The sequence below is a fragment of the Prevotella ihumii genome (assembly GCF_900155655.1).
GTDB lineage: Bacteria > Bacteroidota > Bacteroidia > Bacteroidales > Bacteroidaceae > Prevotella > Prevotella ihumii.
This window is the reverse complement of record NZ_LT706987.1, coordinates 1,407,144-1,422,062: the sequence shown is the minus strand read 5'-3', so window position 1 is coordinate 1,422,062 and position 14,919 is coordinate 1,407,144. Positions and strand designations below refer to the sequence as shown.

At 43.0% G+C, this 14,919-nt stretch carries 11 protein-coding genes; all 11 read right to left on the bottom strand.

The window, feature by feature from the left end; genetic code table 11:
- Positions 1-6: 6 nt before the first annotated feature.
- Complete coding sequence (gene ftsA, locus CZ367_RS06585) at positions 7-1,455, bottom strand: cell division protein FtsA (protein WP_077196141.1); 1,449 nt, start codon at positions 1,453-1,455, stop codon at positions 7-9.
- Positions 1,456-1,489: 34 nt separating this feature from the next.
- Entirely contained in the window at positions 1,490-2,347 is an 858-nt protein-coding gene (locus CZ367_RS06580) for a cell division protein FtsQ (protein ID WP_077196140.1), read from the bottom strand.
- 5 nt (positions 2,348-2,352) lie between these two features.
- Positions 2,353-3,732 carry a UDP-N-acetylmuramate--L-alanine ligase gene (murC, locus tag CZ367_RS06575; protein WP_077196139.1) on the bottom strand — a complete coding sequence of 460 codons (1,380 nt, stop codon included), beginning with the start codon at positions 3,730-3,732 and terminating at the stop codon, positions 2,353-2,355.
- A 56-nt stretch (positions 3,733-3,788) separates the two neighbouring features.
- Positions 3,789-4,904: an undecaprenyldiphospho-muramoylpentapeptide beta-N-acetylglucosaminyltransferase gene (murG, locus tag CZ367_RS06570; protein WP_077196138.1), complete on the bottom strand. Its 1,116-nt coding sequence runs from the start codon at positions 4,902-4,904 to the stop codon at positions 3,789-3,791.
- A gap of 319 nt (positions 4,905-5,223) precedes the next feature.
- Positions 5,224-6,498, bottom strand: coding sequence for an FtsW/RodA/SpoVE family cell cycle protein (locus tag CZ367_RS06565; protein WP_077196137.1), 1,275 nt, complete (start codon positions 6,496-6,498; stop codon positions 5,224-5,226).
- A 325-nt stretch (positions 6,499-6,823) separates the two neighbouring features.
- A complete protein-coding gene (gene murD / locus CZ367_RS06560; RefSeq protein ID WP_077196136.1) occupies positions 6,824-8,155 on the bottom strand; it encodes a UDP-N-acetylmuramoyl-L-alanine--D-glutamate ligase in 1,332 nt (443 codons plus the stop codon).
- Between the two features lie 98 nt (positions 8,156-8,253).
- Positions 8,254-9,525 carry a phospho-N-acetylmuramoyl-pentapeptide-transferase gene (locus CZ367_RS06555; protein ID WP_077196135.1) on the bottom strand — a complete coding sequence of 424 codons (1,272 nt, stop codon included), beginning with the start codon at positions 9,523-9,525 and terminating at the stop codon, positions 8,254-8,256.
- A 118-nt stretch (positions 9,526-9,643) separates the two neighbouring features.
- Positions 9,644-11,104, bottom strand: a complete 1,461-nt coding sequence (locus CZ367_RS06550) for a UDP-N-acetylmuramoyl-L-alanyl-D-glutamate--2,6-diaminopimelate ligase (protein ID WP_077196134.1) — start codon at positions 11,102-11,104, stop codon at positions 9,644-9,646.
- Between the two features lie 41 nt (positions 11,105-11,145).
- Entirely contained in the window at positions 11,146-13,302 is a 2,157-nt protein-coding gene (locus CZ367_RS06545; RefSeq protein WP_077196133.1) for a penicillin-binding protein, read from the bottom strand.
- 4 nt (positions 13,303-13,306) lie between these two features.
- Positions 13,307-13,981 (bottom strand): FtsL-like putative cell division protein, encoded by a 675-nt coding sequence (locus CZ367_RS06540; protein ID WP_077196132.1) that lies wholly within the window; start codon positions 13,979-13,981, stop codon positions 13,307-13,309.
- A complete protein-coding gene (gene rsmH / locus CZ367_RS06535) occupies positions 13,982-14,917 on the bottom strand; it encodes a 16S rRNA (cytosine(1402)-N(4))-methyltransferase RsmH (protein ID WP_077196131.1) in 936 nt (311 codons plus the stop codon).
- Positions 14,918-14,919 lie beyond the last annotated feature (2 nt).

The following is a 14,919-nucleotide window of genomic DNA, read 5'->3' as shown; positions in this document are numbered from 1 at the left end:
AGAATACTATTCTTCAGGTTCAAGGATTGAACCACTAAATTCTTTCACCTTGCGTGTAAACTTTCCCCAGAAACTATTTTTGCGTTTCTCTTCAGCTTCACGAAGTCGCTGTTGTTCCTCTTCTTCTTGTCTGCGACGCTCTTCTTCTTCCAAGCGACGACGTTCTGCCTCGGCTTTTTCTTTCTCTGCGGCTGTGAGCACTACGCCTTGTCCTACTATTTCTGCAGGTTTACGAGGCTGTTGATGTGCATCTGAGAGCGGAGTAGCAATAGGTTTATTTTCATCAAATAGGTTTTGATCTGGGTTGATTTCTGCTCCAGCACAGTTTCTATCGCCCTTTGCCAATAGTCCAAGAATGGTGTTCATTGTGCCATTCTTCGCATTGATGTCGGCATTGGTCGAATTGATGGTTTGCGAAACAAACTTAGCTGTTCTTATTTTTTGTACTTGTACATTGTTCTTAAATGCACGTTCTATATTTTTCATATTCGAACCACCGCCCGTGATTACGAAACCTCCCAACAGCTTATTGAAGTATTCTGAAGGTATTTGATAGATAACGTTTTCGATGATTTCTTCAACACGTGCCTCAACAATATCAATAAAATCACGACTTTTAATAGAGCTGTCTTGATTGATAGGGTATGACTGGTTGTTATCAATGTCATCTTCGTTGGTGTAAGCACTGCCGTAAACAAGTTTCAACTTTTCGGCATCGCTTTCCTCCATTTGCATACTTGTGAGGTCTTTGGTGATGTTGTTGCTACCCAAAGGCAACACTGCCAAATGGCGTAGAATATTCTTGTAGTAAACAGAGATGGTTGTTGTATCTGCTCCAAGGTCAACCAACACACAGCCTGCACGCTTTTCGCTGTCGGTAAGTACGCTGTCTGCCAAAGCCAAAGGAGCAAGATACATCTCAGCAATAGCTATACCAGCCTTTTCGAAGCAGTTGTTTAGATTGTCATAGAACGACTTGCGCCACAAGATATTAAGGAAGTTTCCTTCCAAATGGTTCGCAGGAATACCTACAGGATCTACTTGTAGTTGGTTGTTCACCTTGTACTCTTGTGTTGCTGCATCAAGGATTTCGGCATCAGGATAAGTCATGTTACGGTTTGCATCCATCAGCTCATTAATCATCTCACTTGTAATGATGGTGTCGTTAGGAAGTTCCTTTACGATAACGTTCTTTACACTTCTTATCGACTGTCCGCCCACACCTACGTACACGTGTGTTATGTCGTGTTTGATTTGTTTCTTAAGCTTTAAAATGATATTGGTTAAACACTGTCCAGTCTTGTCGATGTTGTAGACGATGCCTTTTCTTATACATTGCGAAGCATCTTCCTTAACAACGGCATTCACCGAGATACTTCCGTCAAGATTTTTCTTGCCAGCAATACCTGTAATCTTTGATGAGCCCAGTTCAATGGCTACAATAAATTCTGCCATACTCCTTTTATTTTATTTTTGTTGTTTCGATTTTTTATTCTGTCACTTCGGTTGTACTAATGCGATCCTCTTCTGCTGCATTAATATTTTTCTTCTCCTCTTGTGCCGTTTTACGTTTGCAGATGATTTGGTTATCAAACTCTACATTGATGTAAGCGTACTTATTCCAACCAGCTTTAGATAGACCATAACGATAGAATTTCTCTATGCGTGTAAGTTTTTTCTTCACAAACTCGGCTATTTCTTTTTCGTTTTCTTCCTTATTCTTTTTAATAGGTAGATAACCTATAAAGAGAATATGGTCGCCAATACGTGGTATTAGCTCTATGCCTCTATCAGGAAGCACGTGTATTTGTTCTATCTGATTGAGCCAAAACTCCGACTTGTTTATCGCTTTAGCTAAAGGTGCTATACCATAATGAGCAAACCATCGGTTGATATTGCCCGAAGCTATGATGAGGTCGCTGGTGTACTTTGAGTTAGGCAAAAGTCCACCGTGGTCGTCCAAATAATAGTCAGCTCCACTATTGCTCTTTATGCGCACAATAGGCATAAGTTGCGAAATCGTAATGCTAACATTGCCATTCTCGCTTACAAAACATTGAGCTGTATTGACAAAAGGACCTATCTTTAACGCCTCTTCTATCTTACGTGGCTCAATGAATTTTACCTGTTTATCCAACGGATAAAGTTGGTCTTTCTGAAGTATTTTCTTTATTTCGTCGGCACTAAGAAAGCCTGCATTATTCGAGTCGGAGATGTTTATATCCACCTTTGTGCACACACGATGCCCCTTGTTTGGCGTATTCCACGAGGTTACAGCCATAACAAGATAGAATGCCAAAACGACATCCAATGTATAGATAATTACCTTCTTCCAACTAATGCGCATCAGTTTTATTTCTTATTCTTTATGATTTCTGTGATTTGTGGAACGTATGTATCCAAGTTGCCAGCTCCTAAAACAACGAGTACATCGAAGTCGTGAGCAGCCACAAAGTCCAACACATCGTCCTTTTGTATCATCTCTTTTGGTGTTCCTTCTTTGAGGTTATTAAAGATGAGTGCCGAAGTTACGCCCTCTATAGGAAGCTCGCGAGCAGGATAAATCTCGGTGAGTACCACCTCATCAAAATGGCTTAACGCATCGGCAAAGTCCATATAGAAGTCGTTAGTGCGACTATAAAGATGGGGTTGGAATATCACTGTAACCTTACGATTAGGGTAGATTTCCTTCAAGCTCTTTGCACTCTGAATAATTTCCTTTGGGTGGTGAGCATAGTCGGAAAGCACCACGTGGCGATCGGTCTTTAGTTTAAAGTCGAATCGGCGGTCTACTCCTTCATAGCTTTGCATACCCTTGCGCAACTCATCAGCTGTACAACCATTGAGCTGAGCTAAAGCCATTGCAGCTATACCATTTTCTATATTGATAGGAACGGGCTGTCCCAACTCTATATCCTTCACATTTTCGATAGGCGAAACAAGGTCGAAAACGATTGTACCCTTCTCTATGCGAATGTTTTCAGCGTGAAAATCGCCTTCGTTTCTACTATATTCGTACACCGTAACCCCTGCTTGCACATTCTGTTTCATCTCCAAATCCTTGTGAATAACAAGTGCACCACCCTCTTGAATGAGTTCTGTGTAATGGCGGAAGCTCTCCAAATAAGCCTCCTTAGTGCCATAAATATCAAGATGGTCTGGGTCGGTAGAGGTGATAACACTCATCCAAGGGCGAAGCCAATGGAAAGAGCGGTCGAACTCGTCTGCCTCTATCACTACATAGTCGCTCGTGTTTGAGAGAATGTAGTTTGTGCCATAATTTTTAGAAATGCCACCGAGAAAAGCATTACAACCCAAATGGCTTTGGTGCATAAGGTGTGCACACATTGTAGAAGTGCTGGTTTTGCCGTGTGTACCTGCAAAACAGAGTCCCTTATGTGTGCGAGTAAGTGTGCCCAACACTTGTGCACGCTTCTGTATCTCAAAACCGTGGTCACGGAAATACACCAGCTCTGCGTGTGTAACAGGAATAGCCGGGGTATAAACCACCAAGGTAGAAGCCACATCTTTGCACGCTTCTGAAATCAAATCTACATTTTCTTCGTAATGCACTTCGATGCCTTCACGTTCCAACTGTCGTGTAAGGGCGGAAGGGGTTTTGTCGTAACCTGCTACAACCAAACCTTGCTGATGGAAATAACGAGCAATAGCACTCATACCTATTCCACCGATACCTACGAAATAAACTGCTTTTATGTCTTTGATTTCCATTTATCTTTTGTTTATGATGGGTTAAGAACCTAAATTCTGCCCCACCCTTTTGCTTTTTACTTCTTTTCTTTAACGAGTTTCATCACCTCTTCAGCTATGACGTCAGCCGAATTGTGAAGTCCCATTTTCTTAACATTCTCGCTCAGTGTGTTGAGCTTTGCGTTGTCAGCCACCGTTTTGATAGCTAAAGCAAGCAACTTTTCAGGTGCTTCGGCATCTTTCACATAGAGGGCTGCATCTTTGTTTACCAATGCCATAGCATTCTTTGTCTGGTGGTCTTCAGCCACATTAGGACTTGGAACAAGGATAACAGGCTTGCCAATCAGCTGAAATTCGCTAATAGAACTTGCACCTGCACGACTGATAACCAAGTCGGCTGCCTTATAAGCTGCGCCCATATCGCTGATAAAGTCCATCACTTTAAGGTTAGCGAGTTCCTTTCCTTTCAGTTCGTCAAGAATACTTTGATGATAGAACTTACCTGTTTGCCAAATAAATTGTACATCGTTTGACGCTGCAATGAGGTCGAGATGGTCTAACACGGCACGATTGATGGTGCGAGCACCAAGACTTCCCCCAACAAGGAGAATGGTCTTTTTGGCTGCATTGAGCGAAAAACTCTTGCGCGCCTCTTCAACGCTGAGTTGGGTTTCCAATACATTCTGGCGTACAGGGTTGCCCGTAAGGATAATTTTATCGGCAGGGAAGAAACGTTCCATACCTTCGTAGGCTACACAAATCTTCTTTGCACGCTTAGACAAGAGCTTGTTGGTAACACCAGCGTATGAGTTCTGCTCTTGCAACAAGCAAGGTATGCCCATCTTAGAACATTCGTAGAGCGTTGCCCCACTTGCATATCCGCCTACCCCCACGGCAGCCTGTGGCTTGAAGTCTTTTATAATGCGGCGTGCAAGGCGCAAACTCTTCCATAGTTTGAGAAGTACACTGATGTTTTTCAGCTTGTTTGCACGGTTGAAACCCTTTATAGGCAGACCCTTTATTTCGTAACCTGCAGCAGGTACACGTTGCATTTCCATTCTACCTTCAGCACCTACAAAAAGGATTTTGGCTGATGGGTATTTAGCTTTTATGGCATTGGCAATCGACACTGCTGGGAAGATATGCCCGCCAGTGCCACCACCGCTGATGATAATTCTTAACTCTTCGTCCATTGTATTGTTGTCTTTAACTGACAAAGTTAATCATTTTTTTTGTCTTTGCGGAATTATATTCCACTTTTAAAATATATGGTTCAAAATTATCTGAACTTAACTTTCTAAAATTCTTTTGTCGACATCTTTTTCCCTCATTCCGAATTGTCCTATTTCAGAACACCCATCTTTAAGGTTGTGAAAGCTAAACTTTGAGCGAGTCAAAGTTCATCTTTGAAGAGGCAAAACATATATGTTTGGGGTGGTCAAAGTTGAACTTTGGCAAGGCTTTTTGTATTCCCTTGACTATCAAAGCATTACACTTCCCTTTAAATTTGTTCTATTCTTCCTCTTTGTCGGCTGTAACCAATTCGCTTTCACGACGCTTGGCAAAGCGACTAATGCTCAACAATGCGCCAATATAAACACAATTGATAATAGTGGACGTACCTCCCTTACTAATGAGCGGAAGGGGCTGTCCCGTTACAGGAGCTAAGCCCACAGCCACAGCCATATTGAACAGGGCTTGCGTTACCAACAAGAAGCCTATGCCCATAGCCAAGAACGCAGGGAACGAATTTTCGCAGCGGTTGGCTATTCGTGCTACTCTAAACAAGAGCACTATGTAAAGCGAGGCAACAAAGAAGGCACCAAGGATACCCATTTCTTCAATGATAATGGCATAGATGAAGTCGGAAAAGGCTTGCGAAAGGAAGTCGCGCTCGGTAGAATTGCCAGGTCCTTTGCCTATTACGTTAGACGATGCAATGGCAATATTGGCGTGGCCCACTTGTCCGTCCTTGTCTAAGTCGTAATCCTTTGGGGCAACTTTCTCGTTGTTGACAAACTTTAGGATACGTGCCTTCCACGTATCGGCACGGTGGAATATCTTTTCGGCTGCGCTTTTTTCCTCTTCGGGCTGGTTTTCTATCCTTATCGATTGCTCGGTAAGGTTTTGCTTAGACGATGTTGTTTGCTCTTCTTTACCTACAAGAAGTACCATTGAAAGTGCGATGACCAACAGGGTGGCAACCACACCTAAAAGTTTGCCTATCTGTTTTAAAGGCACTAAGCCCACATACATCATAAAAACAACCGTGGCAGAGATGAGCATTGCCGTGGAAAGGTTTTCAAAAACGATGGGGGTGATAAAGATTGCCGACACGCCTAATATGTATTTGAAGGCTTTTTTGTCTGCTCCGTTCTTGGTTTGCATTGCACTAAGTATCTGTGCAATACATAGAATGAGGGTGGCTTTGCCCAACTCGGACGGCTGAAACTGTAGTCCACCTACCGACATCCATCGGCTTGCACCATTCGTTTCGCCACCTATAAAGGGCAGCAAGGCAAGCATAAGCAACGAAATCATGATAAGGAAGGGGGTGGCGAGTTTGAAAAATCGCACCTTGATATTCATCACCACAACCAACATAAACCACCCTATAATAAGTGTGGCCAAATGTTTGAGAAGCGGACTCCAATACACTCCACTTTTATACGACAAGGAACTTGAGGCTGAATATACCTCAACGATACTTATCATACAAAGGAGGAAGAATATCATCCATATCACTTTGTCGCCTTTGAAGATGTTGTTCAGGGACTTATTGTTCATTTTCTATTGCTCCGAGTGTTACTGCGTTTTGAATTGATATATTATTTTTAACCCCAATCGGTCATTAGACCAGTTTAGGTGCTTACTTTATTATTTTTGAAACTTATGAGATGTCTTTTGTCTTATTTTGGCTTTATTTTACCTATATCTGCAGTCACATAGCCCGCTATGCTCCTTTGATATATGCAAAATAAATCTCAAAATAATCGTAAAATACATTCGCATTCTAACGACCGATTTGGGTTTAATGTAAACAGAGTGAACGCCTACAACGTTCTACTCTGCTTGTATCGTATGATTACTATTATTTGATAGCTGCACTTATTTAAAGGGCACGTGCCAAGGTCTTGAACTGCTCGCCACGGTCTTCCATATTCTTGAAGAGGTCGAAGCTGGCACAGCAAGGGCTCAACAATACGGTGTCGCCTGGTTTAGCCATTTCGTAGCAAGCCTTAACACATTCTTTCATAGAGTGGGTGTCGCGCACAGGAATACCTAAGACATCGAAATTGTCGTGCAACTTTTGATTGTCAGCACCTAAGTAAACCAAGCCTACACACTTCTCTTTTACAAGGTCTTTGATAGCATCATAATCGTTGCCCTTGTCTTTTCCGCCAATAATGAGAATTGTAGGTGTACGCATACTTTCCAAAGCATACCAGCACGCATCTACATTTGTGGCTTTTGAGTCGTTGATGTATTGCACGCCCTTCACCTTACATACTTTTTCAAGGCGATGTTCTACCCCAGGGAAGTTGCCAAGGCACTTTCGTATCACTTCACTCTTAATACCGCTGATGTTTGAAGCCAAACCTGCCGCAAGCGAATTGTAAATGTTGTGTTTACCTGTGAGTGATAGGTCTTCTTGCTCCATATTGAATGGTGTGGGCTGTTCTAAGGTGTATTGACCTTCTTCTATATAACCTATGCTGCCTCTCTCTTTGAGTTCGGAGAATGGGTATTGCACCGCTTTGACATCAAACTTCTCCAATTCTTTCTGAATAACAGGGTCGTCGTTCCAATAAATGAAACTGTCGTCCTTGGTTTGGTTCTGAATGATGCGCATTTTGCTATCGGCATATTTCTCAAACTGGTAGTCGTAGCGATCCAAATGGTCGGGGGTAATGTTGAGCAAGATAGCAATATTGGCACGGAAATCGTACATATCGTCCAATTGGAAACTGCTCAACTCTATCACGTAGTATTCGTGTGGTTCTTCTGCTATCTGTAAAGCAAGGCTCTTGCCTATGTTTCCTGCCAAACCTACATCGTAGCCCGCATTTTTAAAGATGTGGTAGATAAGGCTTGTTGTGGTGGTTTTGCCATTGCTGCCTGTAATGCAAACCATCTTAGAATTGGTGTAGCGACCAGCAAATTCTATTTCGCTGATGATGTGTGTACCTTGTTCTATGAGCTTTTTTACCATTGGTGCTTCCTTTGGAATACCAGGGCTCTTGATTACTTCATCGGCATTGAGTATCTTTTCTTCGGTGTGCTGACCTTCTTCCCACTCTATTCCGTGGTTGTTGAGCAATGTCTTGTATTTGTCTTTGATATTCGACATATCCGAAACAAAGACTTCAAAACCTTTAGTCTTTGCCAATACTGCTGCTCCAGCTCCGCTTTCGCCAGCTCCTAATACTACAATTCGTTTCATATCGCTATCGTCTTTTTATCTTGAGGTTGGGAATTTTGTCGGCTTTTTGTCGCCTTCCACAACGCTATTTTGTTTTTCTTATCTTTTATTTGTCGGGATTATCTTATCTTGAGCGTGATGATTGTGAGTGCGGCAAGTATGATACTGATAATCCAGAAACGGATGGTTATCTTGCTTTCGTGCACTGCCGTGTGTGGCTTAGTGATAAGATATTTACATTCGGGATCTAACTGACTGTCCTGTGTGCGGAAGTTGTCGTGAATAGGGGTTCGCTTAAAGATGCGCCGCTTCACACCTTTGCGCTTACCAAGTTTGAAATAGTAAACTTGCAACATCACGCTCAGACTTTCCACAAAGAATATTCCGCAAAGAATAGGTAAAAGCAATTCTTTGTGAATGATGATTGCGCCCACGGCAATGATACCACCAATGGTCAAGCTACCTGTGTCGCCCATAAATACTTGAGCAGGGTAAGCGTTGTACCAAAGGAAGCCTACCAACGCTCCGATGAATGCCATAAAAAACACCACTAACTCTTCTGACCCTGGGATATACATAATATTGAGGTAAGCAGCGTATTCTATGTGACTACTCACATAAGCTAAGATACCCAAAGCCACGCCAATAATGGCGGAATTGCCTGCTGCCATACCGTCCATTCCATCGTTGAGATTGGCTCCATTCGATACGGCTGTAACAACAAAGATGGTCATTATAACAAACAAAATCCAACCTGCAGCTGTCTTATGTTCGCCACAAAATGCCATTATCTCTGAATAGTCAAGATTGTGATTTTTGATGAATGGAATGGTTGTTTTGAGGGTCTTTTCAGCCTTCTCATTATGTTGTACAACCATCTCTTTACTCTGTTGTTCTCCAACTTCTGTATTAAGATTGGCTTTAACATCTGGCGACATCCACAAAACCAAACCGACGATGAGTCCGATGGTGAATTGTCCGATTATCTTATACTTACCTTTCAAGCCCTCTTTGTTATGGCGGAAGATTTTAATAAAGTCGTCCATACCGCCTAAGAAGCCCAACCATACGGTAGTAATAATCATCAATATTAAGTAAATGTTGCGCAATCGACCTAACAAAAGCACAGGAACAAGCAGCGCAACGATAATGATGATGCCGCCCATTGAGGGTACACCAATCTTCTGAACACCAAACGGGTCGACGCTCGCATCACGTTGCACTTCTGTAATCTGCTTCTTTTTGAGGTACTTAATAAACTTCTCGCCAAACCAAGCAGAAATACTCAATGCCAAAATCATTGCTAAGATGGCACGGAAACTTATATATCCCCAAAGGTGAGAACCGCTTATTCCAAACTCATCGAGCCAGCGGAAGATGTAATATAACATAGCTTTTCGTTTAAATCGTCTATATATGAGGTGAAGAAATCTATATATGAAAGTGAAGAGACTTACATATCGAGGTGAAGAAGCCTACATTTCGAGGTGTAGAAATAGACCTCGCAGCTTATTCGACACCAAAGATTTCTTTTACAACCTCGTGGTCGTCAAAGTGATGCTTCACTCCGTTTATCTCTTGATAGGTCTCGTGTCCCTTGCCAGCAATGAGGATTACATCGCCTTTCTCAGCCATCATACACGCTGTTCGGATAGCCTCTTTGCGGTCGGTGATAGAGAGTACTTTCTTCTTTTGTGTATTGTCCAACCCTGCTAACATATCGTTGATAATTGCTTGTGGGTCTTCATTGCGTGGGTTATCACTTGTTAGGATTACCTTATCGCTCTGTTTAACAGCCTCAACTGCCATTAATGGGCGTTTACCCTTGTCTCTGTTGCCACCTGCACCACATACTGTGAACACACGACCTGTCTTTCCGTCTAACACATCGTGTATGGCATTGAGCACATTCGCTAATGCGTCGGGGGTGTGAGCATAATCGATGATGGCTGTGTAACCATCGGGCGACGATATTGGGTCAAGTCTTCCGTTCACAGTTTTCAATGTACTGAGTGCCACTAATACCTCTTCGGCATTCTTACCCAGCATCAATGCTGTGCCATAGACTGCCAAAAGGTTGCTAACATTGAACTTTCCAATAAACTGAACACCCACTTCTCTGCCGTCAACTTCCAAGTACATACCCTCGAAATGGCTTTCTAAGATGCGTGCACGATAGTCTGCCATACGCTTAGTAGAGTAGGTTTTGATGTTGGCTTTGCAGTTTTGCACCATTATCATACCATTCTTGTCGTCTGCATTGGTTATCGCAAATGCATCCTTATCTAAGTCGTCAAAGAACATTTTCTTAGCATCACGATAGTTCTCGAATGTCTTATGGTAGTCCAAGTGGTCGCGAGTAAGGTTGGTGAAAAGTCCACCCGTAAACTTCAATCCGCCTATTCTGCGTTGGTGAATAGCGTGGCTTGAACATTCCATAAAGGCATATTCGCACCCTTCAGTTACCATACGTGCCAAGAGTTTGTTCAATTCTATAGGGTCGGGAGTAGTATGACTTGCAGGCACAACTTCATCGTTGATGTAGTTGCAGACCGTAGAAAGCAAGCCCACCTTGTGACCCATTGCACGAAACATGTTGTACAATAAGGTAGCAACAGTGGTTTTACCATTCGTTCCAGTTACACCTACGAGCTTCAACTTGTGTGATGGGTCGCCATAAAAGGTTGTGGCTACCTTGCCCACACTCACTTCTGTAGATGCTACTTGCACATAGGTAACACCCTCTGCATTGGCATTTTCGGGCATATCCTCTAAGAGAATAGCACTTGCCCCTAACGCTATTGCCTTGTCAATGTATTGATGTCCATCGGTTTGCGTTCCTTTCATTGCTACAAACAGATGACCCTTTTCTATCTTACGGCTATCAATATTGATGCCCTGAATTTCAATTTCAGCATCACCAACAACCTTTGTAGGTTTTACATTTACAAGTAATTCGTTTAATTTCATATCTTGCTACTAATTATATTCTATTAATGTTTTCTATCTGCTTATCCGAATGTCAGATTGCAAATCATACCTTTCTTTATTTTGTCGCCCGGGGCTAACGACTGGCGAAGCACCTTGCCACGACCTGTCATTATTACCTTTATTCCCCTACTCTCCATCAAGTAAACGGCATCACGCGCCCCCATTCCGTGCACATCGGGTACAACCCTTGCACTTGTTGGTTTTGCTTTGTTTAACGAAATAGCGTTCCTTGATTCAGAAACTGTTCCCCAAACAGGGTTGCCAAATGGATAAGCACCATTCCATCCACCATTTACTGCAAAGCCTAACGAACTTAAAACGTAGTCGGTAGCCAACAGATTGCCATTCTTTGCTGTAGGTGTAAGCATCGACACAGAGTCTTTGGCATCGGTAACACTCAACTTCAAGCTTTGTGCCATAATACCTTCAGCGATGTGATGGAACACTAAACCACTCATACCACCACCCGAAGCAGGCAAACCCGTCTTCTGAATACACACAATACAACTATATCTCGGGTTCTCAACGGGGAAGAAACCAGCAAAGCTCAATAGATAGTCGACCACGCCAGACTTATATCCTGACGCACCTTTCGACATCTGTGCTGTACCCGTTTTGCCCGCAACAGAGAACTTATCCGACCCTGCTCTCTTTCCCAAACCTTCAGATACTACCTCTGAAAGGATACGTGTCATCTGTGTAATGGTTGTCTCTTTGGCTATGCGCTCTCGACCCACTACAGGTGGAATATCGGCTATCACTTGTCCGTCCTTCACAATCTGCTTCACAAAACGTGGCAACATCATCTTTCCTTTGTTAGCAATAGCGTTATAGAAAGTCAGCGTTGAGATAGGAGGCACCTGTGTTTCGTAGCCAATACTCATCCAAGGCAATGCCGTAGCACTCCAGTTTACATACTGATTGTGCTTGTTTTTCTTTGGCATACGTATCTTAGCAGGCGAATAACCTACAATAGGAATTTTCAAATCGTCAGCCAATCCCAAACGATAGATACCTTTTACAAAGTCTTCAGGACGCTTGTGATAGTTCATATCAATAATTCTACTGATACCAATATTAGAACTATACTTCAAACACCAAGGCAAGGTGAGTGTGCCGTAGCCACCCTTTCGCCAGTTGTGGTCCTTCATGTCACGTCCATACATATTCCAAACGCCACCTCCAGTATTGACCGAATACATCGTGTCTACCACACCATCGTCCATTGCTACCATCATTGAAGCCGTCTTAAACACCGACCCTGGCTCAAGCAAATCGCTCACAGCATGGTTTTTAATCTCACGATATTCGCCATCTTCGCAGCGGTCTAAGTTGACAATAGCTTTTATATCGCCCGTTGCCACTTCCATTACGATAGCCACACCTATATTGCCACCGATTTCTTTTAATTCATCAAGCAGAGCACGTTCAGCCAAGTCTTGTATGCCCACATCAATGGTTGTAATGATGTCTGCACCATCTATTGGAGGCGTATCGGTAATGCTAAGAAACTTGTTGCGCACCTTTCGGCGATTTTGAATACCATTCGTACCACGCAGAATAGAGTCGTACGACAATTCCAAGCCACAGCGTGCCGAGTCTTTAGCACCATAAAGGTCGCCCACCGTGCGTTGTGCCAATGAGCCGAATGGTCGACGGCGCGCATTAAACTCCTCCCAGTGAAATCCGCTTGTGTACTTTGACAATTTAAAGACAGGTAGTTTCTGCACCTCTTTAAATGTATTGTAGTCGATGCGGTGTTTCCATATAGGGAAGTGTCGACGCTTTTCGTCAAAAGCCTTCATCAAATCGGTTTTGAAATCAGCAGCCGACTTCTCTGGAAATATCTCGTTCAGTCCTTTACAGATATAATCAATGCTGTCAACAAAGGCAGTATCTTTCTTGCCTTCCTTCATTGCATAGAAGTCGAGATATATCTTAAATTCGGGCAACGAACTTGCCATCAATTCACCATCAGCACTAAGAATGTTGCCACGAGTAGGCAGAATGGGCAAACTATCGTTCTTTTGTTGCGATGCCACTTCCTCCCAATAGCTTTTTTCTGCCACCATTATGTACCCTGCCTTTACCACAATGGCAATAGCAAACAATCCCATTACGATGGCAATAGCAGTAAATCTTGGTAAAATTTTATTCGTATCAAACTTCTTACTCATCTTGTTATGGGTTAGGAACGTTTATTATAAATGGTGGGCGCAAAGCCATTTTCAACACACTATCTTTATTGGTTTTAAGAATTTCTAATACGTGGCTCTCACGCGATTTCTCGGTGAGTTGGCTACTGCTCGACAAAGCTCTATACTTCGTATCAGATAATTCTGAGTTCAGACGGTCAATCTCTATCAAGTCTTTCTGCACGCTATATCTATTGGATATATATATAATAAGGAATAGCACTACGAGCATCATCAACCGCACGTTGTTTCTTAAAAGTCGAGTTGATAGAATATCTCCACCCAAAATCTTACTCAGTGTAAGTTTATTAGAAGCTGGCTTCTCGTCTTCGCGAGCCTGTTCGGCAATAGCAGCTTTCAAAACTGCCTCTTCCTCTTCTATCCTTGCACGTTCAGCAGCTTCTTTTTTAGCTTTTTCTTCTGCCTTTGTCGCCTCTGCATTGTGTGCTTTTGTTGGTTTTTCCCTTATAATTTTCGGAGCTTCATCTATCTGCCCTTCCACCTCCAAAGGAATATCTTTGTCCCCCACCACTTCCGAACGGGCAGAAACCGCCTGTGGTGCAGCCTCTTCGTTATCTACTTCAGCGGCTGCACGAACCGAGATAATAGGTTTTGCCACAACCTCTTGTTCGGTATCAATGATAGGTTTCTTTTCGTTCATTTATTTCTTTTCAGCTATTCTTAGTTTTGCACTGCGACTTCGTGGGTTTTGTTCTTGTTCGTTAGCATCGGGCACTATTACTTTGTTATTAACAAGTTTAAAGGGCGTTTCTATTCGTCCAAAGAAGTCTTGATTTATCTTTCCTTCTATATTGCCCGTCTTCATTATGTTCTTTACAATGCGGTCTTCCAACGAGTGATAGGTGATAACAGAGAGTCGCCCACCTTCTGCCAACAGCTCGCTTGCCCCTAAGAGCATTTCTTTAAGTGCGTCCATTTCGTGGTTTACCTCAATGCGCAAGGCTTGAAAGAGCTTCGCCATTTCCTTCTTCTCACGTTCGCGCTTAAACAAGGGTTCTACCACAGCTTGAAAATCCTTTGTAGTAAGTACAGGCTTTTGCTTTCTACTGCTTACTATCGTTGCAGCTATCTTGCGCGAGTTCTTGAGCTCGCCATAGATATAAAACAGATTAGCCAAACTTTCCTCATCGTATTCTTGCAGAATTTCGGCAGCTGTCTTGCCTGCTCGCTTGTTCATTCGCATATCCAAGGGCGCATCGAAACGGAAAGAAAATCCACGTTGCTCGTCATCGAAATGGTGACTGCTCACGCCCAAGTCGCCCAAAAGGCCATCTATCTTTTCCACTCCGTAGTATTGCATCCAATTCTTCAAGTAGCGGAAGTTGGAACGCACAAAGGTGAAATTGCTCAATTCGCCTTCCTCTGCATCTATCCCGCAGATATTGGCTTCGGCATCTGCATCTTGGTCAAAGCTGTACAGATGACCTTTGGGGCTCAGTCTTGAGAGTATCTCCCTACTGTGTCCGCCGCCACCAAAGGTAACATCGACGTACACCCCATCAGGATTAATATTCAGTCCGTCAACGCTCTCTTTGAGCAAAACGGGTATATGATATGTTTCTGCGGTTTTCACCATTG